This window comes from Vibrio sp. 070316B (assembly GCF_013114115.1).
Taxonomy (GTDB): Bacteria; Pseudomonadota; Gammaproteobacteria; order Enterobacterales; family Vibrionaceae; genus Vibrio; species Vibrio chagasii_B.
Map to the genome: position 1 here is coordinate 80,200 of NZ_VTYC01000009.1, position 26,489 is coordinate 106,688.

Annotated in this window: 24 protein-coding genes; 8 read left to right on the forward strand and 16 right to left on the reverse strand. The window is 45.6% G+C overall.

Going from position 1 to position 26,489, the window contains the following annotated elements:
- The first annotated feature begins 4 nt into the window (after positions 1-4).
- The 4 genes from F0251_RS09350 to F0251_RS09365 are packed head-to-tail and all read left to right on the forward strand — an operon-like array spanning position 5 to position 3,422.
- Positions 5-1,822, forward strand: coding sequence for a penicillin-binding protein activator (locus F0251_RS09350; RefSeq protein ID WP_171730859.1), 1,818 nt, complete (start codon positions 5-7; stop codon positions 1,820-1,822).
- On the forward strand, positions 1,809-2,207 hold the full coding sequence (locus tag F0251_RS09355; RefSeq protein ID WP_061033384.1) for a YraN family protein: 399 nt from the start codon (positions 1,809-1,811) through the stop codon (positions 2,205-2,207). Before F0251_RS09350 ends, F0251_RS09355 begins: the two co-directional genes overlap by 14 nt.
- A gap of 2 nt (positions 2,208-2,209) precedes the next feature.
- Positions 2,210-2,800 carry a phosphoheptose isomerase gene (locus tag F0251_RS09360; RefSeq protein ID WP_004729817.1) on the forward strand — a complete coding sequence of 197 codons (591 nt, stop codon included), beginning with the start codon at positions 2,210-2,212 and terminating at the stop codon, positions 2,798-2,800.
- Between the two features lie 16 nt (positions 2,801-2,816).
- Positions 2,817-3,422, forward strand: a complete 606-nt coding sequence (locus tag F0251_RS09365) for a BON domain-containing protein (RefSeq protein WP_171730860.1) — start codon at positions 2,817-2,819, stop codon at positions 3,420-3,422.
- A gap of 99 nt (positions 3,423-3,521) precedes the next feature.
- Here F0251_RS09365 and sspB read toward each other — a convergent pair whose 3' ends face one another.
- From sspB to zapE, 8 genes are all read right to left on the reverse strand, one after another.
- Positions 3,522-4,016 carry a ClpXP protease specificity-enhancing factor gene (gene sspB, locus F0251_RS09370; RefSeq protein WP_061033386.1) on the reverse strand — a complete coding sequence of 165 codons (495 nt, stop codon included), beginning with the start codon at positions 4,014-4,016 and terminating at the stop codon, positions 3,522-3,524.
- Positions 4,017-4,021: 5 nt separating this feature from the next.
- Positions 4,022-4,657 carry a stringent starvation protein SspA gene (gene sspA / locus F0251_RS09375; protein WP_004740754.1) on the reverse strand — a complete coding sequence of 212 codons (636 nt, stop codon included), beginning with the start codon at positions 4,655-4,657 and terminating at the stop codon, positions 4,022-4,024.
- A 97-nt stretch (positions 4,658-4,754) separates the two neighbouring features.
- A complete protein-coding gene (locus tag F0251_RS09380; RefSeq protein WP_061033387.1) occupies positions 4,755-5,492 on the reverse strand; it encodes a cytochrome c1 in 738 nt (245 codons plus the stop codon).
- On the reverse strand, positions 5,489-6,754 hold the full coding sequence (locus F0251_RS09385; protein ID WP_008223666.1) for a cytochrome bc complex cytochrome b subunit: 1,266 nt from the start codon (positions 6,752-6,754) through the stop codon (positions 5,489-5,491). Before F0251_RS09385 ends, F0251_RS09380 begins: the two co-directional genes overlap by 4 nt.
- Entirely contained in the window at positions 6,754-7,344 is a 591-nt protein-coding gene (gene petA / locus F0251_RS09390; RefSeq protein WP_004740757.1) for a ubiquinol-cytochrome c reductase iron-sulfur subunit, read from the reverse strand. Before petA ends, F0251_RS09385 begins: the two co-directional genes overlap by 1 nt.
- 331 nt (positions 7,345-7,675) lie before the next feature.
- Positions 7,676-8,068, reverse strand: coding sequence for a 30S ribosomal protein S9 (gene rpsI, locus F0251_RS09395; protein ID WP_004740758.1), 393 nt, complete (start codon positions 8,066-8,068; stop codon positions 7,676-7,678).
- A 15-nt stretch (positions 8,069-8,083) separates the two neighbouring features.
- Positions 8,084-8,512: a 50S ribosomal protein L13 gene (rplM, locus tag F0251_RS09400; protein WP_004740759.1), complete on the reverse strand. Its 429-nt coding sequence runs from the start codon at positions 8,510-8,512 to the stop codon at positions 8,084-8,086.
- Positions 8,513-8,759: 247 nt separating this feature from the next.
- Entirely contained in the window at positions 8,760-9,863 is a 1,104-nt protein-coding gene (zapE, locus tag F0251_RS09405) for a cell division protein ZapE (RefSeq protein ID WP_171730861.1), read from the reverse strand.
- A gap of 219 nt (positions 9,864-10,082) precedes the next feature.
- On the opposite strand from zapE, the gene zapG reads away from it, so the two are divergent.
- From zapG to degS, 3 genes are all read left to right on the forward strand, one after another.
- Complete coding sequence (gene zapG / locus F0251_RS09410; RefSeq protein ID WP_061033389.1) at positions 10,083-10,538, forward strand: Z-ring associated protein ZapG; 456 nt, start codon at positions 10,083-10,085, stop codon at positions 10,536-10,538.
- 127 nt (positions 10,539-10,665) lie between these two features.
- Positions 10,666-12,021, forward strand: coding sequence for a DegQ family serine endoprotease (locus F0251_RS09415; protein ID WP_171730904.1), 1,356 nt, complete (start codon positions 10,666-10,668; stop codon positions 12,019-12,021).
- Between the two features lie 160 nt (positions 12,022-12,181).
- Complete coding sequence (gene degS / locus F0251_RS09420) at positions 12,182-13,246, forward strand: outer membrane-stress sensor serine endopeptidase DegS (RefSeq protein WP_061033391.1); 1,065 nt, start codon at positions 12,182-12,184, stop codon at positions 13,244-13,246.
- Positions 13,247-13,350: 104 nt separating this feature from the next.
- On the opposite strand, the gene parC is transcribed toward degS, so the two are convergent.
- From parC to nudF, 6 genes are all read right to left on the reverse strand, one after another.
- Positions 13,351-15,609: a DNA topoisomerase IV subunit A gene (gene parC / locus F0251_RS09425; RefSeq protein ID WP_102423068.1), complete on the reverse strand. Its 2,259-nt coding sequence runs from the start codon at positions 15,607-15,609 to the stop codon at positions 13,351-13,353.
- A 3-nt stretch (positions 15,610-15,612) separates the two neighbouring features.
- A complete protein-coding gene (gene parE / locus F0251_RS09430) occupies positions 15,613-17,493 on the reverse strand; it encodes a DNA topoisomerase IV subunit B (protein WP_008222567.1) in 1,881 nt (626 codons plus the stop codon).
- A gap of 239 nt (positions 17,494-17,732) precedes the next feature.
- Positions 17,733-18,338, reverse strand: coding sequence for an esterase YqiA (gene yqiA / locus F0251_RS09435; RefSeq protein WP_061033393.1), 606 nt, complete (start codon positions 18,336-18,338; stop codon positions 17,733-17,735).
- 15 nt (positions 18,339-18,353) lie between these two features.
- Positions 18,354-19,178 carry a 3',5'-cyclic-AMP phosphodiesterase gene (gene cpdA, locus F0251_RS09440; protein ID WP_061033394.1) on the reverse strand — a complete coding sequence of 275 codons (825 nt, stop codon included), beginning with the start codon at positions 19,176-19,178 and terminating at the stop codon, positions 18,354-18,356.
- 59 nt (positions 19,179-19,237) lie between these two features.
- Positions 19,238-19,678, reverse strand: a complete 441-nt coding sequence (locus F0251_RS09445; protein ID WP_008222561.1) for a DUF1249 family protein — start codon at positions 19,676-19,678, stop codon at positions 19,238-19,240.
- Positions 19,679-19,682: 4 nt separating this feature from the next.
- The gene (gene nudF / locus F0251_RS09450; protein WP_061033395.1) at positions 19,683-20,312 is read right to left on the reverse strand and encodes an ADP-ribose diphosphatase; all 630 of its coding nucleotides are present in this window, start codon (positions 20,310-20,312) and stop codon (positions 19,683-19,685) included.
- A 227-nt stretch (positions 20,313-20,539) separates the two neighbouring features.
- Between nudF and tolC the strand changes: the two genes are divergently transcribed.
- Entirely contained in the window at positions 20,540-21,859 is a 1,320-nt protein-coding gene (gene tolC / locus F0251_RS09455) for an outer membrane channel protein TolC (protein ID WP_061033396.1), read from the forward strand.
- A 109-nt stretch (positions 21,860-21,968) separates the two neighbouring features.
- Here the strand turns inward: tolC and hldE are convergent, their stop codons facing one another.
- Positions 21,969-23,399 carry a bifunctional D-glycero-beta-D-manno-heptose-7-phosphate kinase/D-glycero-beta-D-manno-heptose 1-phosphate adenylyltransferase HldE gene (gene hldE / locus F0251_RS09460; protein WP_048658013.1) on the reverse strand — a complete coding sequence of 477 codons (1,431 nt, stop codon included), beginning with the start codon at positions 23,397-23,399 and terminating at the stop codon, positions 21,969-21,971.
- Positions 23,400-23,519: 120 nt separating this feature from the next.
- Positions 23,520-26,369 (reverse strand): bifunctional [glutamate--ammonia ligase]-adenylyl-L-tyrosine phosphorylase/[glutamate--ammonia-ligase] adenylyltransferase, encoded by a 2,850-nt coding sequence (gene glnE / locus F0251_RS09465; RefSeq protein ID WP_105059005.1) that lies wholly within the window; start codon positions 26,367-26,369, stop codon positions 23,520-23,522.
- Positions 26,370-26,489: the final 120 nt, after the last annotated feature.

Consider the following 26,489-nt stretch of genomic DNA (forward strand, 5'->3'; position numbering starts at 1 on the left):
ACTCATGGCAACGATGAACCATAAGAGACTCAGTGTACCACGCTTACTAACTCCAATTGCATTAGCAATTACATTGGCGGCTTGTTCTTCAGGTCCACAAGCACCAACAAGCGTAGATATTACACTAGATCCAGTGCAATCCACTGAAAGTTACATGATGCAGGCGGACAGTAGCAAAGGAAGCCTACAAAACGACTGGTTAATCATGGCGCTTAAAGCTTCTGTGCAAGCTGGCAAAACCGACCAAGCGACACTGCTTATCAAACGCTTAGCAAAACAAGAGCTCACTGAAGTTCAGCAAGCAGAATGGCAACTCGCTCGAGCTCAACTGTTGGTGAATAACTCACAGCCGGATCAAGCGTACAGCCAACTAAACTTCCAGCCTTGGTGGAAACTGCCAAACGAACAGTGGAAAGATTACCACGAGCTGCGTGCGAATATTTCAGAGATGCGAAGCGAGTATTTCGAGGCGAGTCGTGAACTTGTTCTTTATTCTGAGTACGCGAAAGATAACGACGAGATCCAGCAGCAAGCTGCAGATCGAATTTGGCAAAATCTAAATAGCTACTCTCAATATGAGATTCTGGAACTGAAAACGTCACCGACGGAAGACGTTTTAGCCGGTTGGTTACAACTCGCTATTTACATGAAGACACTCAACTCGAACCTGCCAAACCTACAGGAAACCCTGTCTGATTGGTTAGCCGAGAATCCTCAGCATCCTGCTGCTACTTATACACCGCAAGCGATCACGGACATCTTAGCCTTAGAGATCAGCAAGCCAACCAGCACTGCATTGCTACTACCGCTAACGGGTAAATATGGTAAGCAAGCACAACTGGTACGTGATGGTTTCATCTTTGCGATGATGAATGACAAAGAGCGCGAAGAAGATGCAACGCTGACGGTTATGGACACCAATGTTCAAAGTGCCGCTGAAATTAAAGCGACACTTGAAGAGAACAATGTTGATTTCATCGTTGGCCCGCTGATTAAGAGCAACATCACTAAGCTTCAGCAAGCGCAGAAAAATCACGAGAACTCGATTCCAGCTTTAGCTCTGAATATTCCAACTCAGCTAGAACCTGACACCAATATTTGTTACCTCGCTCTATCTCCTGAGCAAGAGGTTGCTCAAGCAGCGAAACACCTGTTTGCTCAAGGCTACAAATACCCACTGATTCTGGCTCCGAAGGGACGCCTTGGTGATCGTGTTGAGCAAGCGTTTAAAGAAGAGTGGAAGAAATACAGCAATAACGATGTAGCAATCAGCTTCTTCTCGGACAAACGCCAACTTCAACGCAACGTGAATCAAGTATTCGGTCTACAAGAGAGCCAACAGCGCATCGCGCAAATGGATAACCTACTTGATATAGACCTAGAAACCGAACCACGCAGTCGTCGTGATATCGATTCTGTCTACATCGTGGCGAAGAACTCCGAGCTAACGCTGATCAAGCCTTTCATTGAAGTTGCGATCAACCCAGATGCTAGCCAGCCTGCTCTGTTCTCTAACTCACGCAGTAATAGCGGCGACAAGCAGTATGAAGACCTAACAGGTGTATTCTACAGCGATATCCCACTGCTAGTTGAAAAAAAAGGTGAGCTGAACAAAGAGCTTAACGAACTATGGCCAGCACATTCAAACGGCCAGAAACGCCTACAAGCGTTAGGTATGGATGCATACTACCTAATGGATGCGCTACCACAGATGAAAGCCGTACAGGGTTACAGTATTCCGGGTGAAACTGGCGTATTAACCATCGACAACAACTGTGTTGTACAACGTGAAATCAGCTGGGCAGAGCATGGGGCTTTTTAGCCGAACGTTCTTGTCCAAAGCAACGGTCACCCATAAACAAGTGGGTGATCAATACGAGGCCGTGGCAAAGGCCTATTTGACTCGCCACGGTTTATCGTTAATTCAACAAAACTTCATAGCAAAATGTGGCGAGATTGATCTTATAATGCGCCATAACAATACGATTGTGTTTGCCGAGGTAAAATACCGTAAGCAAACTCGCTACGGACATGCCGCTGAGATGGTGACAGCGAAGAAGTCACAAAGGCTACTCAAAACAGCCCAAGTGTGGCTGATGCAGCAAGGCTTGTCGGTACATTCCACAGATTTCAGGTTTGATATCATTGCCATTGAAGGGCCAGATGATCATATCAACTGGATTCAAAACGCGATTACCCAAGGATAAACATGCTAGACAGCATTAAAGAAAGTTTTACAGAAAGTATTCAAATCCAAATTGCGGCTGCAGAAGCACTACCAGATGCAATCACGCACGCCGCTCAAGCTATGGTTGCTACCTTGCTCAACGGAAACAAAATCCTATGTTGTGGTAATGGTGGATCCGCATCAAACGCTCAGCAATTTGTATCATGCCTACTTAACCGTTTTGAAACCGAGCGCCCTAGCCTACCAGCAATGGCCCTTACAGCTGATAACACCACGCTTACTGCGGTTGCAAACGACTACCACTACGAAGAGATCTTCTCTAAACAGGTGCGTGCGTTTGGTCAAACGGGTGATATTTTACTGGCTATCTCGACTAGCGGTAACAGCAAGAACATCATTAAAGCGATGGAAGCAGCGGTAACTCGTGACATGACTATCATCGCCTTTACCGGTAAAGATGGTGGTGAAATGGCAGGTTTGCTTGGTGAGCACGATGTAGAAATTCGTATCCCGTCACACCGCACAGCGCGCATTCATGAAGTGCACATGGTGACACTACACTGCCTATGTGACCTAATCGATCAAGTACTCTTCCCTGCTCACGAAGAGTGATATACGGAGCATCACAATGAAATCATTTACCTCTAAGACGCTATTGAAGCTGATTAGTGTTTCGCTACTTACACTATCTTTGTCTGGTTGTGCTGGCATTTTCATTGCTGGTGCAGCAACCACTGCAAACATTGTCACTGACACGCGAACCACTAAAGAGATTTGGAACGACAACAATATCGAATTTGAAGTCGCAGCCATCACTAACAAACAGCCATACCGTGGTAGCGTTCGTGTCACAGCAAGCTCTTACCGCGGCTCGGTGGTATTAATGGGCCAAGCAACAACAGATGCTGAACGCCGCTCTTTTGAGAGCCAAGCGAAAGATGTACCTGGCGTCGAAACAATTCACAATCAGATTCGCGTGAAAGAGCCTCTCTCTGTTAGCGCTATCAGCAAAGACAGCTGGATTACCACTAAAGTGAAATCGGCTCTGCTGGCTAACTCTGAGCTGAACGGCATCAAGGTGAAAGTCATCACTGAAGATTCAGAAGTATTCTTACTGGGCTTAGTATCTCGTGAACACGCAGATATCGCGACGGAAGTTGCACGCAACATTTCCGGTGTGAAGCAGGTAATCCGAGCATTTGAATATGGTGAAGAAGAGACAGCCGTTAACTAGCGATTAAGCTAAAACTGCAAAGAAATCAGCAGGTAACAGAAAAGAAAAAAGCAGCGATGAGTCGCTGCTTTTTTATTGAGTCGTTACTTATAAATAACGTTATTTGATAACACGAAGGCTTGGACGACCTTTTGCCGGGCGAGGTGGCTCAGGATCTGAGTCTGGCTCTTCAGCTTCTGGTTCAACCGTAGCAACACTCAAAGATGGGCCTTTTTCTGGCTCTTCGAAAGGACTTTCTTCAATCCCTTCTTCGAACGATTCCATGTAAGCCTCTTCAGGTTCAAACATGGTACCAGCACCATTCTCACGAGCGTAAATCGCTTGTACAGCATAAAGTGGAACGATCACAGAGTGAGGACGACCACTAAAACGAGCGCTAAACGTCACAGCTTCATTACCCAGCTCAAGTTGTCCAACTGCACGAGGTGCGATGTTCAGAATGATCTGACCATCTTGAACAAACTCTTCTGGAACTCGCACGCCTGGTAGTGTTGCTTCAACTACAAGGTGTGGAGTCAATTCGTTATCAACCAGCCAATCATAGAATGCACGAAGCATGTATGGTCGGCGTGGTGTCATATTTGAGATATCCATAACGCTTAGCGAACTAGTCGCATCTCGCGCTCAGCTTCCGTTAAAGAAGCTAGGAATGAATCACGTTCAAATACGCGGTTCATGTAAACTTTAAGCTCTTTAGAACCAGGGCCAATTAGCTCGATACCAAGCTCAGGTAAACGCCATAGTAGCGGAGCAAGGTAGCAATCGATTAGGCTGAATTCTTCGCTCATGAAGTACTCGTACTCTGCGAAGATAGGAGCCAGAGTCAGTAGATCGTTACGTAGTTTAGTACGTGCTGCTTCAGATTCTTCAGCGTTGCCTTTAACGATCTTCTCTGCAACTGAATACCAGTTGCGCTCGATGCGGTACATCATTAGACGGCTGTTACCACGAGCAACCGGGTATACAGGCATCAATGGTGGATGAGGAAAACGCTCATCTAAGTATTCCATGATGATCTTAGAGTCGTATAGAGCAAGCTCACGATCAACAAGAGTTGGTACTGATTTGTACGGGTTCAGTTCAACAAGCTCTGCTGGAAGATTTTTTTCATCAACCAACTCAACTTCAACACTTACGCCTTTTTCAGCAAGAACGATGCGCACCTGATGGCTATACATATCAGAAGCACTTGAGAAAAGAGTCATTACAGAACGTTTATTGGCAGCTACAGCCATGGAGCCCTCCAGTACACTTTAAATAAAAACAATGGAGGCCTAAAGCCTCCATTGAACATTAACATAATTTGGGAATTAGCACGGTATTATAGCACAATTAGTGCACATCACGCCAATACTCTTTCTTCAGCAGAATCACAATGATAGTGAAGATTACTAAGAAAGCCATTACCCACCAACCTAGAGCATGACGCTCAAGTTGAACAGGGTCGCCCGAGTAAACTAGGAAGTTAACTAGGTCGCGAACCGCTTCATCGTATTCACCAGCACTTAGTTCACCAGAGCCATCAGTCTCAGTACCAACAACCACTGTTACTTCTTCGCCATCTACAATGTGAGTATCGTAGATTGGTGTAGGGATACCTTGCAGCTCTTCAAGAACGTGCGGCATACCAACACTTGGGAAAACAATGTTGTTCACGCCAAATGGACGAGACGGGTCTTCGTAGAAAGTGCGAAGATACGTGTATAGCCAGTCAGCACCACGAACACGAGCAACCAAAGTTAGGTCCGGCGGCGGAGCACCAAACCAGCTTGCCGCTTGCTCAGAAGGCATCGCATTAACCATTAGGTCACCAATTTTCGCTTCAGGGTCGAAAATCAGGTTTTCCTTCATTAGATCAACTGGGATCTCTAAGTCATTCGCAACACGCTCATAGCGTTGGTATTGCGTTGAGTGACAAGCAAAACAGTAGTTCATGAACATCTTAGCGCCATTTTGCAATGAAGCTTTGTCCGTTAAGTCATTGTTCGCTTTGTCTAATGGTACGTTTGCACCCGCTGCCATCGCCAGTGACGGCAACATAGCAAATAAAATTACAATCCACTTTTTCATTTGAATGTCACCCTTTCTGGTAATGGTTTCGTCGCTTCATTTTTACTGTAGAACCACAGCAGAACGAAGAACATGAAGTAACCTAAGCTAAAGATTTGAGCTAGTAGCGTGTATGTTGGTGTTGCTGGAAGCGCACCAAGTACACCAAGCGCAATAAAGCTTATTGTGAATTGGATGATGTTAATCAAATGCAGTTTGCTACGGTAACGGTAAGAACGCACTTTACAACGGTCGAACCATGGCAGTAGGAATAGCACAACAATCGATGCACCCATTGCTACAACACCTAGCAGCTTATCAGGAACCGCACGTAGGATTGCGTAGAACGGCGTGAAGTACCATACAGGAGCAATGTGCTCAGGTGTCTTCAGCGGGTTCGCAGCTTCAAAGTTTGGCGGCTCAAGGAAGAAACCACCCATCTCTGGGTTAAAGAACAGCACATAACAGAAGAAGAATAGGAAACCAGCAACACCAACCATATCTTTCACTGTCCCGTATGGGTGGAAAGGAATAGAGTCAATGATGTCGTATTTCTTCGTGTAATCTTTATGGAATGGGAACTGAGTTTTGTAGTCGTCGCCCATTGTGCCTTTAGGAAGCTTAGTCTCGATACCGTCTGGGTTGTTCGAACCCACTTCGTGCAGCGCTAGTACGTGAAGCACGATAAGCAGCAGAAGTACGATTGGTAGCGCGATAACGTGCAGTGCGAAGAAACGGTTCAACGTTGCACCAGAGATGATGTAATCACCACGGATCCAAAGCGTTAGGTCATCACCGATAACAGGAATCGCACCAAACAGAGAAATGATTACCTGAGCACCCCAGTAAGACATTTGACCCCATGGTAGTAGGTAACCCATGAAAGCCTCGGCCATAAGCACCAAGAAGATCAACATACCGAAGATCCAAAGTAGCTCACGAGGTTTTTGGTAAGAACCGTAGATTAGACCACGGAACATGTGCAGGTAGATAACAACGAAGAATGCCGAAGCACCTGTCGAGTGCATGTAACGTAGTAGCCAACCGTATTCCACATCACGCATGATGTATTCAACAGAAGCAAACGCACCCTCACCAGACGGTACGTAGTTCATTGTTAGCCAAATACCCGTAAGGATTTGGTTAACCAATACCAACATTGCCAAAGAACCGAAAAGGTACCAAAAGTTAAAGTTCTTAGGCATTGGGTATTCAGATAAGTGCTTTTTGTAAGCATTCATCGCGGGTATACGTTTTTCAACCCAGTCTAGTAGTCCTTGCATTATGCATCTCCCTCGTCAATACCGATCAGGATCTTGGTGTCGCTTAAATACATATGCTTTGGCACAACAAGGTTCAATGGTGCAGGTACGCCTTGGAATACTCGACCAGCCATATCAAATTTCGAACCATGACACGGACAGAAGAAACCAGACTTAACACCTTGTACTTGTTCTGCGAAAGAATCAGGTAGGTAAGTCGGAGAACAACCTAAGTGCGTACAGAAACCAACAGCAACGAAGAATTCCGGCTTAATTGAACGGAATTCGTTCTGTGCGTATTCTGGCTGTTGTTCAGCTTCAGATTGAGGATCACGAAGTTGACCACCGATAGATTTTAGGTTTTCTAGTACCGACTCAGCACGACGTACAACCCATACAGGTTTACCTTGCCACTCGACACGAACCATTTGTCCCGGTTCTAACTTGCTGACTTCCACTTCCACCGGTGCACCCGCAGCTTTCGCCTTGGCACTCGGATTCCATGATTTAATAAAAGGCACGGCTACAGCAGCAGCTCCCAAACCACCAACAACGGCTGTTGTTGCGGTTAAGAAACGCCTGCGACCGTTATTTAAAGGCGCGTTGCTCATCCAAACATTCTCCCATTTGCTCCTTGTGGATTGAAATTATTCCGATTAAAGAGCATGGCTAACAAAATATGTATTTAGTTCTATTTATTGACGGCAAATGATAAATAAAACCCTACTTTTTGACAAGATAAAGCTACCTTTTTGTAACAATCATGAGGCAAAGCGCACATTGAGTTACAAAAGCTTTCAAAATACAAGAATTTGGAAATAAAACGAGAGGGGAAAAGCATTTAGCAGGGGGGAGAAAAACAAAAAGCCCGGCATATAGCCGAGCTTTGAACCACAATTCCAGTAATAAAACTGGGAGCGTGTACTTTTTCGTAAAGAAAAATTAACGCTTAGAGAATTGAGGTTTACGACGTGCTTTACGTAGACCAACTTTCTTACGTTCAACGCAACGAGCGTCACGAGTAACGTAGCCAGCTGCACGTAGAGCAGGACGTAGAGTTTCATCGTACTCCATAAGAGCGCGAGTGATACCGTGGCGGATTGCGCCAGCTTGACCAGAAATACCACCACCAGAAACAGTGATGTAAAGGTCAAGTTTCTCAGTTAGTTCAACTAGCTCAAGAGGTTGCTTAACAACCATACGAGAAGTTGGACGACCGAAGTAAACATCAAGGCTACGCTTGTTGATTACGATCTCACCAGAACCTGGTTTGATGAAAACACGAGCTGCTGAGCTTTTGCGACGACCAGTGCCGTAGTATTGATTCTCTGCCATTTTCATAATCCCCAATTAGATGTCTAGTACTTGTGGTTGTTGAGCAACATGGTTGTGCTCAGCACCAGCGTATACTTTTAGCTTACGGTACATAGCGCGGCCTAGAGGACCACGTGGAAGCATACCTTTAACAGCTAGTTCTAGAACCATTTCTGGTTTCTTGTCGATCAGCTTTTCGAAAGTGATAGACTTAAGACCACCTGGGAACTCAGAGTGACGGTAGTAAACCTTACCCTTAGCTTTGTTACCAGTTACAGCAACTTTCTCAGCGTTAACAACGATGATGTAATCACCAGTGTCTACGTGAGGAGTGTATTCTGCTTTGTGCTTACCACGAAGGCGAGAAGCGATTTCACTTGCTAGACGACCAAGAGTTTTACCTTCAGCGTCTACAACATACCAGTCGCGTTTTACAGTTTCTGGTTTAGCAACGAAAGTTTTCATGCTAATAATTACCTATTTAAAAAATTTACACTTAAGGAATACTCGCGTATTCCCACTGTCTAAGAGTCACCATTCATCACCCCTTCGAGTGTTGGAAAACTCTTGGCATAACGTGATTTAACTCATCGTTAGAGGCCCGCAGTAACGGTAGGTCGCAGGATTATAGAGAAGAGCGAAGAAAAAATCACCTCTTTTTGAACAAAATCACGATTTTTTTATTTCTACTTCTCAATCGAGATAATCCTAGCTAACTCAAGTGCTCTTTTGCTAAATATTCATGGCTCTGCATTTCAATTAAACGCGACTGACAACGTTTAAATTCGAACTCTAGCTGGCCGTGGGTATATAAATTTTCAAGCTCTACTTCCGCAGAAATAATCAGCTTTACATTGCGCTCATAGAACTCGTCCACTAGTGCGATAAAACGTCTTGCTGCGTCATCGGAAGTCGCGCCCATTTGCAGTACATCAGCCAAGAGAACCGTGTGGTAAACGCGCGACAGTTCAATATAATCATTCTGGCTTCGAGCCGACTGACAAAGCTGAGCAAAAGTACCATGCAACACGCCATCGCTTGCTTCAATAACGTCTAACTGACGATGATTCAATTCAATTTGCTTGAGTCTCTCTTTATCTTCCCCAACCAGTTGGTTGTAGTACTTTTCAAGATTGATGTTCGCTTGTCTATCTAATGGGTAATGATAAATTTCAGCTTGTTCTAAAGTACGCAGACGATAATCAATACCGCTATCAACATTGAGAATATGGCAGTTGTCTTGAATCAGCTTAATCGCTGGCAAGAAACGCGCACGCTGCAGACCATTACGATACAGGTCAGCAGGCGGAATGTTCGAGGTTGCAACCAAGATAACGTTTCGTGCGAACAACTCTTGGAATAAGGTACCTAAGATCATCGCATCGGTGATATCGGAAACGAAAAACTCATCGAAACAGATAATATCAGCCTCTTGCTTCAATTTATCAGCAACCAAAGGCAGTGGATCGCTGACATTGCCCAACGCCTTCAATTCATCATGTACTCGATACATAAAGCGGTGAAAGTGAACTCGCATTTTTTTAGTGGTCGGTAAGGCATCGTAGAACGTATCCATAAGGTAGGTTTTACCGCGCCCTACGCCACCCCAAAAGTAGAGACCTTTCGGTGGTGTCGGTAGCTCTGGCTTCTTACCGAGCAATTTCTGGAATCGAGTCAATTGAGGAATGGGAGTATTTACGTAATCTTGGAACTGATGAAAGAGTTCATCTAAAGATTTTACGGCTTGCTCTTGCGCTGGATCTCTTTGAAATCCATGCTCTTTTATATCTTGTTCGTATTTTTGGACGGGATTCATGACGACATTTCCACAATGAAAGCGATATCAGACAGCGAATAAAATTAAGTTCAAACAGTAAGAGACGTGACATTAAGCGGTGAATAATGCAGCATTAAACTGCTAAGTAGCGCACATGCATTTCTCTTTATACTGCGGCTTTCTCATAGTACCATGGAGCCGTAGCACGTGTAACTAAGCAGTAACAAACATGTTAAAAAACAATAATAAGGAGCTGTTATGCCTTGGATGTATGCCATTGCCGGTTTACTAGTCGGAGTTATTTTAGGGGTCGCTATTTCTCGTCTTATGACACCTGAATACAAGAAGCAAAAGAACGTACAGAAAGAATTGGATAGCGCAAAGTTTGCCCTTGAGCAGCAGCGACAAGAGCTGGCTGATCACTTTGCGAAATCAGCAGAGATGTTGGACACCTTAGGTAAGGACTACACAAAACTGTACCAACACATGGAAAAAACCAGCTCAGAGCTAATCCCTAATTTGCCAGAGCAAGACAACCCGTTTGTGAAGACAGCGGCTGCCCATTCAGAAAAGCCACAAGAAAAGTCGGCAACCAAAGAAGCGGCACTGGAAGAGCAACCTAAAGATTACGCCAATGGTGCAACCGGTTTGTTTACTGAGCACAAGAAAGAAATCATTGATGCTCCAGATGTAGTCACAGCAAAAGCATCATAAACATTTAACACTTAGGTGAACTTTACAAAGGTTTTTGAGTCATAACTTTCACTCAGGTCATTTGAAACTTCTCATACATATCACACGTAATGAGAGGGGTAGGACCTTAACTAGAGAGGAGTTTATGATGAAAAAACCTTTGCTTGCTTTATCAGTACTGACCTTAAGCTTAAGTTCAATCATCACCCCGATTCAAGCAACTGCCGCACTACCATTAAGTGTAGGTAATGAACAATTACCAAGCCTTGCACCAATGCTTGAACAAGTGACCCCCGCTGTGGTTAGTATTGCCGTTGAAGGCAAACAGGTACAACGTCAGCAAATCCCTGAACAATTCCAATTCTTTTTTGGCCCGGAACAAACTCGTGAGCGTCCATTTCGCGGGTTAGGCTCTGGCGTGATCATTGACGCCCAAAAAGGCCATATCGTCACCAACTACCATGTAATTGATGGTGCTGACGATATCAAAGTAAGACTTTATGACGGTCGAGAATACGATGCCGAGCTTATCGGCGGTGACCAGATGTCCGATATTGCCCTCTTAAAACTCGAAAAAGCCAAGAACCTAACTCAGATAAAGCTCGCAGACTCAGACAAGTTGAGAGTCGGTGATTTCACTGTCGCGATTGGTAACCCGTTTGGACTTGGCCAGACCGTAACATCTGGCATCGTTTCTGCACTTGGCCGAAGCGGCCTCAACCTCGAGAACTTTGAAAACTTCATTCAAACCGATGCCGCTATCAACAGCGGTAACTCAGGTGGTGCGCTAGTGAACCTCAACGGTGAGCTAATTGGTATCAACACTGCCATCCTTGGCCCTAACGGAGGTAATGTCGGTATCGGCTTTGCAATCCCATCCAACATGATGAAAAACCTGACAGAACAGATTATCGATTTCGGTGAAGTAAAACGCGGCATGCTTGGTGTACAAGGTGGCGAGATCACCTCAGAACTGGCAGAAGCTCTAGGTTATGAGTCCAGTAAAGGCGCCTTCGTTAGCCAAGTCGTGCCAGATAGTGCAGCCGATGATGCTGGCTTAAAAGCGGGTGACATTATCGTCTCTATTAATGGTAAACGCATCGATACCTTCAGTGAGTTAAGAGCGAAAGTCGCAACGCTCGGTGCAGGTAAAGAGATCGAGTTAGGTGTGGTTCGCGATGGTAAGAATAAAACCTTCGATGTAACGCTAGGTGAGTCAACCAATAGTAAGACTAAGGCCGAAAAGTTGCATGAAGGACTAACTGGTGCAGAGCTTACCAACACCACTGGTAATGACTCTGCAACAGGCGTCAAAGTATCCAGCGTCGCTCAAGGTTCACCGGCGGAAGCTTATCAGCTCCAGAAAGATGACATCATCATCGGAGTGAACCGCCAGCCCGTTAAGAACCTTGCCGAGTTTAGAGCGATCGTTGAAAAACAACCTGGTGTATTAGCGCTCAATATCCAGCGAGATGACAGAACCATCTACCTCGTAATTCGCTAACGAGTTCGTCAACACAAACACAGGGAGACTGAGTAAGTTTGCTTTAAACTTACTCAGTCTCTCTTTTCTTTAGATGAATCAAAATGCTATGCTTCACAAGTAAATCAAACTAGTCACCCATGCGTGGAGGCTCAATACCTTACCTGTCGAAGAGGGAAACATGCTGGCCTTTCTATTTCGTTCTATCTCCCTTGGACTCGTTTCAGCAGCGCTGATTCTTCTTGCCTTTCCTAGCTTAAGGCCAGCCATTGTTGCAGATGTGACTAGCCCTAAAGTCGATAATATTGGCTCTCTTCAGATTTCATTTAATCAAGCGGTACGCCGCGCTGCGCCTGCTGTAGTGAATATTTACAGCCGTAAATACGCAGAAAGTGATCGTAACAAACTACTGACTCAAGGTTTAGGTTCGGGGGTTATTGTCAGCGAAAAAGGCTATATCATTACCAACTTCCACGTAGTTGCTCAAGCTGACCAAATTGTTGTCGCACTTCAAGACGGTCGAGTAGCAGCAGCGCAACTTGTCGGTTCAGACAAGCGCACCGATATCGCGATACTGAGAGTCAGCGGTGATAACCTACCGGTGATCCCACTCAACCCTAATTACAAAGCCAATGTCGGGGATGTAGTACTGGCTATCGGTAACCCATATAACCTAGGTCAAACCACCACCTTTGGTATCATCTCTGCAACCGGCCGCTCTTCGATCAGCGCTGACGGTCATCAAGCCTTTATTCAGACTGATGCGGCGATCAATGAAGGTAACTCTGGTGGTGCTCTGGTTAACTCTCAGGGTGAGTTAGTCGGCATCAATACCGCCTCTTTCCAACAAGCGACCGACATGGAAACCTACGGTATTTCATTTGCTATCCCCTACCCACTTGCCAATAAAATCATGGAAAAGATCATCGCTGATGGTCGTGTGATCCGTGGTTATATCGGCATCGACGGGCAAGACATCAACTCAGTCACTTCTCGCATGTTGGGTACTAAGAATATCGGTGGGATTGTTGTGTTGGGTATCGATCCAAATGGTCCGGCTGCGGATGCAGGTTTTGAAGCTCAAGATATTATTGTCAGCATCAACAATAATCAGGTAAATGGTCGCCAGAGCGTGATGGATATCGTTACCGATCTACGCCCAGGTACGGTGATCGATGTTGGCATCTTGCGCCAAGGTGAAAACAAGACTCTCAAAGTGACGATTGCTGAAGATACTCGCCTGTAGAGCAAACGCTAAAAGTAAGCGACTCAAAACAACTGACAGACAAATACAAAAAACCCAGCTCACAGGCTGGGTTTTCTTTTATCCGAAGATAGCATCAAATGTCTTTACGATTCACTTGGCTCTTCGATATCAATGCGAGTCACACGCTGTAGGCCTCTTGGCAGTAGACCGCCACGACGACCACGTTCACCACGGAAGTTTTCAAGGTCAGCCGGTTTCAAGCCAAGTTTACGTTTACCCGCGTAGATGGTCAGCGTTGCATTCTCAGGAATAGCCATCAGATGCGATACAAACTCTTCACGCTCTTTAGCCTTCGCTGAAGGAATGTTGATGATCTTGTTACCCTTACCTTTACTCAATTGAGGGAGGTCTTTTATTGGGAACAACAACATGCGGCCTTGGTTGGTAATCGCTAGAATCTGGTTACTTTCCAAATCAGCAATCGGACTAGGCGCCATCACTTCTGAAGATTGCGGCAGGTTAACCAGAGCTTTACCGCTCTTGTTCTTAGACAGCAGATCGCTACCCTTACAAACAAAGCCGTAACCAGCATCAGAGCCAACTAACCATAGCTGTTCATCTTCTCCCATCACCACTTGGCGAATAGAGGTGCCTGCGCTTATGTTCAAGCGACCGGTAATCGGCTCACCTTGACTTCGCGCAGATGGTAATGAATGAGATTCAAGGGAGTAGCTTCGGCCATCACTGCCAAGGAACACCGCTTGTTGATTACTCTTACCCTTAGCGCTCGCTAGGAATTTATCACCCGATTTGTAGTTCAGGCCTTCAGCGTCAACCTCATGCCCTTTCGCATGACGAATCCAACCTTTCTCTGACAGCACAACAGTAATTGGTTCGCTAGGTACCAAATCACGCTCAGTCATCGCTTTTGCTTCAGCACGTTCAACTAATGGAGAACGACGGTCGTCACCGTATTTATCGGCGTCAGCTTGAATTTCTTTCTTGATAAGTGTGTTTAGACGACGCTCAGAGCCCAGCAGCTTCTCTAGCTTCTCACGCTCTTTCTCTAGTTCATCTTGCTCGCCGCGGATTTTCATCTCTTCCAGCTTAGCAAGGTGACGAAGTTTAGTATCAAGGATAGCGTCAGCTTGAATTTCCGTAATACCAAAGCGCTCCATCAGAACCGCTTTAGGGTCATCCTCAGTTCGGATGATCTCAATCACTTCATCAAGGTTGAGGTAAGCAACCAGCAAACCTTCCAAGATGTGTAGACGAGCTAGTACTTTATCTAAACGGTGTTGCAGACGACGGCGAACCGTTGTGCGACGGAACTCAATCCACTCTTTCAGAATTTGAACCAGGCCTTTAACTTGAGGGCGATTGTCTAAGCCAATCATGTTCAAGTTAACACGGAAGTTCTTCTCAAGATCTGTCGAAGCAAATAGGTGACTCATCAGTTGATCACAATCGATACGATTCGAACGAGGCACCACTACGATACGTGTTGGGTTCTCGTGATCGGATTCATCGCGCAAATCATCAACCATTGGCAGCTTCTTAGCACGCATCTGGTTCGCAATTTGCTCAAGTAGCTTAGCACCTGACACTTGGTGAGGCAGAGCTGTGATAACAATATCAGAGCCTTCTTTGTGCCAAACCGCACGCATCTTGATGCTGCCACGACCCGTTTTGTAGATCTTTTCGATATCCGACTTCGGAGAAATAATCTCAGCTTCTGTTGGATAGTCAGGGCCTTGGACGCTTTCCATGATGTCTGATAGCTCAGCTTTCGGGCTATCGATTAGCTTAATCGTCGCATCAGCAATCTCACGCACGTTATGTGGTGGGATATCTGTCGCCATACCTACCGCGATACCAGTAATACCGTTAAGTAGGATATGAGGCAGACGCGCTGGCAACATTTGTGGCTCTTTCATGGTGCCATCAAAGTTTGGTTGCCACTCAACTGTGCCTTGGCCTAATTCACCAAGCAATACCTCAGCAAACTTAGACAGTTTCGCTTCGGTATAACGCATCGCTGCGAATGATTTCGGGTCATCGGGAGCACCCCAGTTACCTTGACCATCTACCAATGGGTAGCGGTAAGAGAACGGCTGTGCCATCAGTACCATGGCTTCGTAACAAGCAGAGTCACCGTGCGGGTGATACTTACCTAGTACGTCACCAACGGTACGTGCTGATTTTTTATATTTCGAGGCGGCAGATAAACCAAGCTCAGACATCGCATAGATAATACGACGCTGTACAGGCTTAAGGCCGTCACCGATATAAGGCAATGCACGATCCATGATTACGTACATTGAGTAGTTTAAGTAGGCGTCTTCGGTGAACTTGCGCATTGGCAATTGTTCAACGCCATCAAATGTAATTTCGTTAGACATCCATTATACCTCGGCCATATCACCGTTAGTCTGTAGCCATGTACGGCGATCATCAGCGCGTTTTTTACCTAGCAGCATGTCCATCATCTCTAGTGTCGCTTCGTTATCGTCAATGGTTAATTGAACAAGGCGACGAGTATTTGGATCCATGGTGGTTTCACGTAGCTGAAGTGGGTTCATCTCACCCAGACCTTTGAATCGTTGTACGTTGATTTTGGATTTCTTCTTAGACAAGCGCTCAAGTACGCCATCTTTCTCATCGTCATCCAGTGCGTAGAACACCTCTTTACCACAGTCGATACGATACAGTGGCGGCATTGCTACATAGATATGACCCGCTTCAACAAGTGCGCTGAAGTGACGAGTGAATAGTGCACATAGTAGTGTCGCGATATGAAGTCCATCCGAGTCCGCATCGGCAAGGATACAGATCTTACCGTAACGCAGGCCTGATAAATCGTCGTTGTCTGGGTCAATACCCAAAGCCACTGAGATATCGTGAACTTCTTGAGACGCCAATACTTGGTCTGCAGACACTTCCCATGTATTTAGGATTTTACCGCGCAATGGCATTACTGCTTGGAACTCACGATCGCGAGCTTGCTTAGCAGAACCACCCGCCGAGTCCCCTTCCACGAAGAAGATTTCAGTGCGATTCAAATCTTGTACCGAACAGTCGGTTAGCTTACCTGGTAGTGCAGGGCCAGACGCTACTTTCTTACGCACAACCTTTTTGCTGGCACGCATACGACGGTGCGCATTCGCAATACAAGCTTCAGCTAGCTGTTCTGCCAGTTGTGGTTTTTCATTCAACCACAGGCTGAAGGCATCTTTTACGACACCAGAAACAAATGCAGCGGTTTGACGAGAAGATAAACGCTCTTTTGTTTGACCTGCAAACTGAGGATCTTGCATCTTCACCGATAGCACGTATGAACAGCGGTCGAAGATGTCATCACCCGTTAGCTTAACGCCACGTGGTAAAAGATTACGGAATTCACAGAACTCACGCATTGCATCCAATAGACCTTGGCGCAGACCATTTACGTGTGTACCACCTTGTTTAGTCGGTACCAGGTTCACGTAACTCTCAGTGATCATGTCGCCGCCTTCTGGCTGCCAGATGATCGCCCAGTTCGCCATTTCCGTTTCAGCAACAAATTCGCCAACATAAGGTTCTTCAGGCAGTAAGGTGTAACCTTTCACGCCTTCAGCAAGATAGTCTTTTAGGCCATCTTCATAGAACCATTTGTGTTCTTCGTTGTTCACTTTGTCGCTGAAGGTAATTTCTAACCCCGGGCAAAGTACCGCTTTCGCACGTAAATTGTTGATCAGGCGAAGCGTTGAAAACTTAGAGCTATCGAAGTATTTAGGATCAGGCCAGAAGTGTACTGATGTACCACTGTTGCGATGACCACAAGTGCCTGTAACCGTCAGTTCAGTAACCGCTTTACCATGCTCTAGAGCGATTTCATGAACTTGACCTTCACGGCGAACCGTAACCTCAACACGCTTAGACAGGGCGTTTACTACCGAGATACCTACACCGTGCAAACCACCAGAAAACTTGTAGTTGTTGTTCGAGAACTTACCACCAGAGTGGAGCTTGGTTAGGATCAGCTCGACACCTGAGATACCTTTCTCAGGGTGGATATCGACAGGCATACCACGGCCATCATCGGTAACTTCTAATGATTGGTCTGCATGAAGCACAACTTTGATTTTCTTAGCGTGTCCCGCTAGAGCTTCATCGACCGAGTTATCAATGACTTCTTGGGCAAGGTGGTTCGGTCTTTCTGTCTCGGTATACATACCTGGGCGGTGTCGCACAGGGTCGAGACCTTCAAGTACCTCGAGGTCTTTTGCATTATATTGTTCAGTCATAATACGGAGTTTACTCAAAAAGTTTGCGTCAGTTCGCTGGCTCCAGTTTCACTAAAGCAGAATCATTACTATGAACCGTCATAGCAGAGCGAACGAGCGAAGTATTGGGGAATATAGTCTGGAAGCTGAGTAATGATGTCAAGCTAGTTCAAAAACTAAGACATCAAACTATGATATTTCACCATTGATAGATGAAATAACAAGCAAAAGAGAGATATCTACTCAGTGAATAAAATAGGTTATAGCTGTAGAAAGGTGATGATTTGTTGTGGGTAGCGTTCAAAATCAACAAAGCTATGATCTCCGCCCTCTTCTACAGTTTGTGTTGCACCTTGATACTTCTCAACCGCTTGTCGGTAATCCAGAACTTCATCTTCCGTTTGTTGAAGTAACCAGAAATCGCTTGGCTTTGCTACATCTGGCACATCTAACGCCTTTAATTCATCAATATGCTTTGTTTCCAGTACATATCGTTCATCTGTGTATGGGTTTACTTGCTCACCTAAATAGTCCACAAGCAGTTCATACGGTTTCACCGCGGGATTAACCACAACTGCCTTAAAGCCATAATGACTGTTGAGCCAAGTTGAAAGGTAGCCGCCTAATGAGCTGCCGACCAGTGCAATCTGATATTGATCTTTGTGTTGTTCCACGAGCTGCTGCAGGAAAAGGGCAGCTTGTTGTGGGAAACTCGGCAGTTGCGGTATTAGCACCTTAATATCCGCGCGATGCTCCGCGCAATACTCGGCCATCACCATCGCTTTGTGAGAACGTGATGAACTGTTAAAACCATGGATATAGAGAAGCAGTGATGGCTTTATGGTTTGATTGATAGAATCAGACATCGGTAGCAACCTTTATTAATAACCCGCAGCCTTAAAATCAGGCAAGAACTGCCCATGAGGCAAGCGACGAACTTGAGTGCTGACCGTACCATCTTGATGCAATTCGATCTCTCTCCACCCCGGAGATAAGGTATCTACGGCGAAGTCATCTGAATTTGGCTTGAACTGAACGCAAGTCGACGGAGTTGCCATGACTTGTACACCATGATGTTCTCGATTCATGTCTTGGTGAACATGGCCACACAACACAGCTTTCACGTTAGAATGCTGTTGGACGACGTCCCAGAACTGGTCGGCATCTTTAAGGTTGTGCTGATCGAGCCAAGCACTGCCCACCAACAACGGATGATGATGAAGCAAAACCAAGGTATTACGTTCAGGAAATTCCGCTAACTTTTGTTCAAGCAGATCGAGTTGTTGATCGCTCAGACGCCCGTGAGGTACGCCAACCACTTGAGAGTCCAACATGATCATTTGCCAACGCTCGCCCAGCAATACATGTTCGACACATTGAATCTGTGGTGATGGTAAAACACTGCCCATATTAGGCTTAAAATCATGGTTTCCAGGTAGCCAGTAACACGGTTTTTCTAAGGGTTGAATCCCTGATTCAAATTTCTGGTATGACTCAGCGCTGTGATCTTGAGAAATGTCACCAGTCGCTAAGATCGCTTGATAGTCAAAGCCCTGACTAACAATGCCATCGACTACAGCACGAAAGCTATCTTGAGTGTTGATGCTTAATAAGCTGCCATTGCTCGGCGCAAACAAATGCGTATCCGTTAGCTGCACAAGCTTAATACTGCTCTCATCAAATTTTGAAGTGTGTGATAATTCCAAAATAACAAATCCAGATACGTTACTGTTTAGACTTTAAAAATGTTCTTAAATTAGCTCAATTAAAAGGCAATTGGAGTTCGGCTGATACCAGTTTTTAAACAAAACGTTAACCATTCCCCAAGAAATTTATTCAATTGAAATTTCTCATCCTTTTGCAGAAGCTTAGTGTTGGGATAGTCATATTTCGCTTTGACTCGCGAAAAATCCCCGCTAGCGCACACTTCTGCAACTCGAGCGTCGTGATATAGCCTGACAGACATTTTTGGCAAAGGAAACACTGGCATCGCGTCACTCTGACATATATCTATTAATGTGGTGTATTTTGTGACCTCATTCACTGTCAATTGATACACCATATTAACGGCTTGGTAACAGCGGACATCACCAACCTCATGCCCAACCGGTAACAAAGCGTTAAGTTTGGCATAATTCGTCTCATAGACTCGCATCAATTCAGCAAGATCAACATGATACGGTTTTTTGACCGCTATATTTGGCATAACGTTAAGCCACCCACTCTGACTGTAATTCTTGGTAGTTCAATTGTAGCCATTGCAGCGCAATGATTGTGGCTCCATTTTCAAACACACCGTCTTTCACTAACTGATAAGCGGCTTCACGGCTCATCACTTGTACACGAATATCCTCACCTTCGTAATCCAATCCGTGCACCCCTTTGGCCGTGGTGGCATCCACACAGCCAACAAAAACATCTAGCTTTTCTGAGCAACCACCTGATGAAGGGTAATATGAAGTAATGGGCAACACAGTTCCGACTTCGACTCCGGCTTCTTCCATCGCTTCACGACGAGCCACATCTTGAGGCGACTCATCGGTATCAATGATCCCAGCAACAATTTCGTATTGCCAAGGGTTCTCATGCTCTAAAGCACCAACGCGGATCTGTTCAACGATCACCACTTCATCGCGCACAGGATCATAAGGTAGCAAAGCGGCAGCATGACCACGCTCAAACATTTCACGTTCTATTGGTTGGCTCCAGCCTCCCTCAAACAGCTTGTGCTTAAATGTGTACTTAACCATTTTGAAAAAACCACGAAACAGCGTCTCTTTTGAGACTATTTCCACATCTTGCGGAGTAAACTCATGTCGTTGATTGTCAGACTGTTGCATTTGGTACCTCACTAAGTGATCTTTATAGTTTACTCATTGTCCGAGTTAACTACCAAGGATAAGGTTCAACTTTTTATATAAAACTTATAATTAAAGTTAAGTTTTAAAAAATAAATATTGCACAAGTGGACAGTTAAATGTAAAAAAGTGCAAAGTTTCGAGTAAATTACCACCAAACTGGGTTAAACTCTTTTAAAGAAAATTCCATAAAAGGCAGGAATAGGAAAATGAAAAAACTGCTTCCACTATTTATCAGTGCAGCAATTGGCAGCCTGAGTTCGTCAGCTTTTGCTGATACGCTAGCTGAAGTTTACGACCAAGCAAAACAGAACGATCCACAACTTCTTCGTTCAGCAGCGCAGCGCGATGCCGCTTTTGAAGCAGTAACGTCAAGCCGTAGCTCTTTGTTACCGCAAATTAATCTAACAGCAAACTACGATATCAATCGTGGTGATCGAAGTGATATGAGCAATGACAACAACCAATGGGGTGTTGGCATCGGTTTCAGCCAAGAGCTATACCAACGCTCTTCGTGGATCACTCTAGACACGGCAGAGAAATCGGCTCGTCAAGCAGATTCAGCATACGCGGCAGAGCAACAAGCTTTGATTCTGCGTACAGCAACAGCTTACTTCGACGTACTTCGTGCTCAAGATAACCTAGAATTTGTTCGTGCTGAAAAAGCAGCGGTAGCTCGTCAGCTTGAGCAAACTAAGCAACGTTTCGAAGTGGGTCTTTCTGCTATTACCGATGTACATGATGCGCAAGCTCAGTACGATGGCGTTTTAGCTGATGAAGTATTAGCAGAGAACGATCTGACTAACAGCTACGAAGGTCTACGTGAGATTACAGGTCAAGAACACTCTAACCTAAGCATCCTAGATACTGACCGCTTCTCAGCGAGCAAATCTTCTGAGTCGGCAACCGCTCTTGTTGAACAAGCCGAGCAAAAGAACCTTAGCCTACTAGCTGCGCGTATCTCTCAAGACGTAGCAAAAGACAACATCTCTCTAGCAAGCTCTGGTCACCTGCCAAGCCTAACGCTAGATGGTAGCTATGGTCTTTCAGAGCAGACTGACAGCTCTAACAGCCAAAACGATTACGATGCAGATAATCTGAACATTGGTTTGAACTTAGTTGTACCTCTATACACGGGTGGTAACACAACTTCTTTAACCAAACAGGCTGAATACAACTACGTTGCAGCAAGTGAAGATCTAGAAGCAACTTACCGTAGCGTTGTAAAAGACGTACGTGCATTCAACAACAACATCAGCGCTTCAATTGGTGCTCTACGCGCTTACGAGCAATCTGTTGTTTCTGCTCAGTCAGCTCTAGAAGCGACAGAAGCAGGTTTCGATGTAGGTACTCGTACTATCGTTGACGTACTAGATTCAACTCGTCGTCTGTACGATGCAAACAAAAACCTTTCAGACGCTCGTTACAACTACATCCTAAGTGTCCTTCAGCTTCGTCAAGCAGTTGGTACGCTAAGCGAGCAAGACATCGTTGATGTAAACGCAGGTCTAAAAGTAGCAAGTAAGTAATTCTTAATTACTTACGTAAGTTACAGTTACAAAAATGCCGCTCATTGAGCGGCATTTTTATTATCTGTTCTAAAGCTAGCTGAGAAGTTTCGAGCTAAAAGGCGAAACGTTAACCTCGACCGCCTTTGATCGCTTTAATGATTTCAGTAGTCGAGCAACCATCTTCAAAGTTAAGTACTTTAACTTCACCACCAGCAGCAATCACTTCCGCACCACCTGCGATCTCTTCAGGCTTGTAATCACCGCCTTTCACTAAGATGCTTGGTAGTACTTCAGAGATCAAACGTTGAGGTGTGTCTTCAGAGAAAGGCACCACCCAGTCAACTGCGCCCAAGCCTGCCAATACCGCCATACGACGATCGGTAGGGTTCACAGGACGACCAGGGCCTTTCAAACGCTTAACAGATTCGTCGGTATTAACGGCAACGATCAAACGGTCGCCAAGTTCAGCCGCGTGGTTCATGTAAGAAACATGCCCCGCATGCAGAATATCAAAGCAGCCATTGGTCATAACGACCTTCTCGCCTTTCGCGCGAGCGCGCTTCACCGCTTCAACCAGTGCTGCTTCAGAGATCACACCGTAGTCTGTATCTTGACTACCGTGAATCGCTTCCGCTAATTCAATTGTCGACAAGGTTGATGTACCTAGCTTACCAACCACAACACCAGCTGCCGCGTTCGCTAATGCACACGCTTCATCCAATGGTTTACCGGCAGCAACAGAAGCAGCAAGAACGGAGATAACCGTATCACCAGCACCTGTCACGTCGTAAACTTCTTTCGCTTGAGTTGGCAAGTGGAATGGTGCCTGACCTTTACGTAGTAACGTCATACCATTTTCACTGCGAGTCACCAATAAAGCTTCAAAGTCATACTTCTCGATCAAGGCAATACCCTTCTCGATAAGATCTTCTTCTGATTTCACTTTACCGGCAACCAGCTCAAACTCTGCCATGTTTGGTGTCAGTAATGTCGCACCACGGTAGCGCTCTAAATCCGCACCTTTGGGATCGATGAATACAGGAACATTGGCTGCGCGTGCTTTTTGAATGAAACTCTGTACATGCTCTAATGCACCTTTCGCGTAATCCGACAAGATAACCGAACGTACATTTGGTAGGGCTTGCTCCATGCGAGACAGAATAAGCTCTGGATTGGTGTTTTCAAACTTGTCTTCAAAATCAAGACGTATCAACTGCTGACCACGGCTCATCACTCGTAGTTTGGTGATGGTTGGATAGTCTTCTAACTCAACAAAATCACACTTAACCTTCAGCGCACCCAAGGTGTTTTTCAACACCTCAGCTGGTTCATCTTTACCAGTTAAACCAACAACATGAGCATGACCGCCAAGCGAGGCAATATTCATTGCTACGTTGGCAGCACCACCTGGACGCTCTTCGTTATTTTCTACTTTTACCACAGGCACAGGGGCTTCTGGTGAAATACGGCCAGTTGGACCATACCAGTAACGATCAAGCATGACGTCACCGACAATAAGAACACCTGATTGGCTGTAGTCAGGTAGAATTGGTTTCATTGTTGAGCTCCAAAAATCGAATCTGGCTAGAGTCTAGCACACTGATTACAGTGGCTAAACCATAGAAAAATGAGTAAAGCCTATCTCGATAGGCACTGTGCTAGCTAAGCGAAAGACAAGTTACACTTCCATCCATTGCTTCCATGCGTGAACCACATGTTCTCTTTCCATTTCGAACTTATTAATTGCAACATCAGCATCAAGATTAAGTAGGTTACGATGGTGTATTTCATCGCGTAGCGTTGTGTATGCATTGGTCAATGCCATGCCTTGTTGCTCGTCCATGATTCCTTGTGACATCAGACTCTCAAAGATTCTGACATTGTCACACCAACGTGTCAGCTTTGGCTTCTCGTGGCTGTATCGTAACACTAAGTATTGCGCTAAAAACTCAACATCAGTGATGCCACCAGCATCCTGTTTGAGCATGAATCGTTCGGCTTTTTTACCGCCAAGGTGATCACGCATTTTTTCTCGCATATCCACCACCGCTTTTTTCAACGTTGCTTCATCACGTGATAGACACAACACTTCATGACGTGTTTTGTTGAATGCGGAAGCCAATTGCTCATCACCATAGATCATACGAGCTCGAGTCAGCGCTTGATGCTCCCATGTCCATGCATCGTTGTGTTGATACTCATCAAAGGCATCAGTTGGACTAACCAACAAACCCGAAGCACCCGATGGACGCAAGCGAGTATCGACTTCATACAGGATTCCCGACGCGGTTCTGGTCGAGAAGATATGAATAATACGCTGCGCCAACCTTAGATAAAATTGGCGTCCATCGATCTCTTTCTTACCATCAGTATAGATGTGTACCGGGCAATCGTGCATAAACACAATATCGAGGTCTGAGTTGTAACCAAGCTCCCAGCCGCCGACTTTGCCATAACCGACAACCGCAAAACCGCGGCCTTCACGGTCTTTAACATGAGTGGGCTCACCAAACTTAGCCGACACTTGTAACCAAGCTTGGTTAACACCGGCTTCAACAATCGCTTCTGCTAAGTAAGTCAGGTGATCACTCACCTTCATCACCGGCAGCACACCCGCTATATCCGCCGCAGCAATCCTTAGGATACAAGTCTGCTTAAACTGACGCAGACCTTCCATCTGCTGTTCCATGTCGTCTTCAGGAATACGAGCAAGGTAATCACGCAATTCTGTCTTGTAAGACTCAAGCGGCACCGGGTTATAGAGCTGCTGAGGGTCGATAAGTTCGTCTAACAGAATTGGGTAACGTCCAAGCTGTTCTGAGATCATCGGGCTCGCGGTACACAAACGAACAAGTTGAGTCAATGCAGCGGGGTGCTCATCGAGCAACTCTAGATAAGTGGTACGCGTGACAATTTTATGCAGTAAATGCAGTACACGCGATAAACCAAACTCAGCGTCTTTAGCTGTGTACAGGGCCTGAAAGACTTTCGGCATCAGTCGATTGAGAACTTCACGCCCACGCGGACCAAGGGTTTTCTTAGCGATATCCGCTTTAAATTGAATAATGGTTTTCGCTGCTTCTGGCGGATTGGCGATAGCAATATCATGCTCCAATACATGCTCGATAACATCCGGCTTATGGGCCATATCCCACAGCTCACTGAAGTGACTCGCGATTGGGTTAGCGTCCTCTTCGTCAATCCCGATCAGCTCTTCGAACACGTTATGTACGTTTGCCATATGGGCACGAGTTGCAGTAATCAAACTATCCCAATCACTGAATTGCATGGCAACAGCAAGCTGAAGTTGTTCAAACTCACCATCCGGCAACGTCTGAGTTTGCTTGTCAGCCATCGCTTGTAGTAGGTTTTCTAGGCGACGTAAAAACAGGTAAGCATCGCGCAGATCAGTCACTTCTCCGGCTTCTAGCAGATGCAGAGAGTCAATGGCGGTTAACGTCTCTAAAAGCCCTCGTCCACGTAGGCTAGGCTCACGGCCACCACGAATCAGTTGGAAGACTTGTGCAATGAACTCAACCTCACGAATACCGCCTGAGCCGAGCTTGATGTTATTGGATAAGCCACGACGACGCACTTCACTGCTGATCATCGATTTCATGCGGCGCAAAGATTGAATTGCACTGAAATCGATATAGCGACGGAAGACAAACGGACGTAGCATCTTGCGCAACTCTTGATACTCTGGGTACATTTCACTGCCCATTACGCGCGCCTTAACCATCGCGTAACGTTCCCAGTCTCGCCCTTGTTCTTGGTAGTAATCTTCCAGAGCGGCGTAACTCATCACCAATGGTCCACTCTCGCCAAAAGGACGCAGACGCATATCGACGCGATAACAGAACCCATCAAAGGTTTGTTGATCCAGCGCCTTGATAATACGCTGCCCTAAGCGGGTAAAGAACTGCGCATTGGCGATACTGCGTCTTGCTCCTTGGGTTTCGCCATTCTCAGGATAAGTAAAGATCAAATCGATATCAGAAGAAAAGTTGAGTTCACCGCCACCAAGCTTACCCATGCCAATGATAAGCATCGGCTGTGCTTCACCCTGTTCATTACAAGGTGTGCCCCACTCTTTACAGCAAATGTCGTACTGCCATTGATAAGTCTCGAAGATCATCGCTTCGGCCAACATAGAGAGATGACTTAGGCTCTGTTCAAGCTCCCAAGAGCCCATAAAGTCACGCCATGCAATATAGGTCATTTCTCGATTGCGGAATTGACGTAGCACTCGCTGACCGCTCATTTCGTCCGTACAATCAGAAAGCAGCTCAGCCAATCGTCCACGATACCCTTCAGCACGCTCCTCACATTCCAACATATCCGGTAGAGTCGTCGATAAAACCGTGTCACGTTGTAAGCAATCACCAATAAAGCAGCTTAATCCTAAGACGCGTTTAAGGTCTTCAATTAGCGGCTCAGGCCAAGCATTAATGGCTTCACTTTGGTGCTCTAATAATTGCTTAAAAGCTGACTGCGAATGAGTGACGAGTTGAGGAGGCAATGGCATGTTTCTTCCTTGTATAAGCTGCGCGCGAACAATCAATTTGTTGGGTCAGTTTTTCAATAACGAGTTTTCATAACTAATACCAATCACAGTAAGTAAGTGTTCAGAGATAGCGTAGGAAAA

Bases quoted from the DNA above. Each gene is read 5' to 3' on its own strand.
- F0251_RS09385 (WP_008223666.1), bottom strand. From the start codon at position 6,754: ATGCAAGGACTACTAGACTGGGTTGAAAAACGTATACCCGCGATGAAT.
- glnE (WP_105059005.1), bottom strand. From the start codon at position 26,369: ATGCCATTGCCTCCTCAACTCGTCACTCATTCGCAGTCAGCTTTTAAG.
- zapE (WP_171730861.1), bottom strand. From the start codon at position 9,863: ATGAATCCCGTCCAAAAATACGAACAAGATATAAAAGAGCATGGATTT.
- hldE (WP_048658013.1), bottom strand. From the start codon at position 23,399: ATGAAACCAATTCTACCTGACTACAGCCAATCAGGTGTTCTTATTGTC.
- F0251_RS09380 (WP_061033387.1), bottom strand. From the start codon at position 5,492: ATGAAAAAGTGGATTGTAATTTTATTTGCTATGTTGCCGTCACTGGCG.
- F0251_RS09360 (WP_004729817.1), top strand. From the start codon at position 2,210: ATGCTAGACAGCATTAAAGAAAGTTTTACAGAAAGTATTCAAATCCAA.
- rpsI (WP_004740758.1), bottom strand. From the start codon at position 8,068: ATGGCAGAGAATCAATACTACGGCACTGGTCGTCGCAAAAGCTCAGCA.
- F0251_RS09445 (WP_008222561.1), bottom strand. From the start codon at position 19,678: ATGCCAAATATAGCGGTCAAAAAACCGTATCATGTTGATCTTGCTGAA.
- parE (WP_008222567.1), bottom strand. From the start codon at position 17,493: ATGACTGAACAATATAATGCAAAAGACCTCGAGGTACTTGAAGGTCTC.
- degS (WP_061033391.1), top strand. From the start codon at position 12,182: ATGCTGGCCTTTCTATTTCGTTCTATCTCCCTTGGACTCGTTTCAGCA.
- parC (WP_102423068.1), bottom strand. From the start codon at position 15,609: ATGTCTAACGAAATTACATTTGATGGCGTTGAACAATTGCCAATGCGC.
- yqiA (WP_061033393.1), bottom strand. From the start codon at position 18,338: ATGTCTGATTCTATCAATCAAACCATAAAGCCATCACTGCTTCTCTAT.
- F0251_RS09355 (WP_061033384.1), top strand. From the start codon at position 1,809: ATGGGGCTTTTTAGCCGAACGTTCTTGTCCAAAGCAACGGTCACCCAT.
- sspB (WP_061033386.1), bottom strand. From the start codon at position 4,016: ATGGATATCTCAAATATGACACCACGCCGACCATACATGCTTCGTGCA.
- rplM (WP_004740759.1), bottom strand. From the start codon at position 8,512: ATGAAAACTTTCGTTGCTAAACCAGAAACTGTAAAACGCGACTGGTAT.
- petA (WP_004740757.1), bottom strand. From the start codon at position 7,344: ATGAGCAACGCGCCTTTAAATAACGGTCGCAGGCGTTTCTTAACCGCA.
- F0251_RS09365 (WP_171730860.1), top strand. From the start codon at position 2,817: ATGAAATCATTTACCTCTAAGACGCTATTGAAGCTGATTAGTGTTTCG.
- nudF (WP_061033395.1), bottom strand. From the start codon at position 20,312: ATGCAACAGTCTGACAATCAACGACATGAGTTTACTCCGCAAGATGTG.
- F0251_RS09350 (WP_171730859.1), top strand. From the start codon at position 5: ATGGCAACGATGAACCATAAGAGACTCAGTGTACCACGCTTACTAACT.
- tolC (WP_061033396.1), top strand. From the start codon at position 20,540: ATGAAAAAACTGCTTCCACTATTTATCAGTGCAGCAATTGGCAGCCTG.
- zapG (WP_061033389.1), top strand. From the start codon at position 10,083: ATGCCTTGGATGTATGCCATTGCCGGTTTACTAGTCGGAGTTATTTTA.
- F0251_RS09415 (WP_171730904.1), top strand. From the start codon at position 10,666: ATGAAAAAACCTTTGCTTGCTTTATCAGTACTGACCTTAAGCTTAAGT.
- sspA (WP_004740754.1), bottom strand. From the start codon at position 4,657: ATGGCTGTAGCTGCCAATAAACGTTCTGTAATGACTCTTTTCTCAAGT.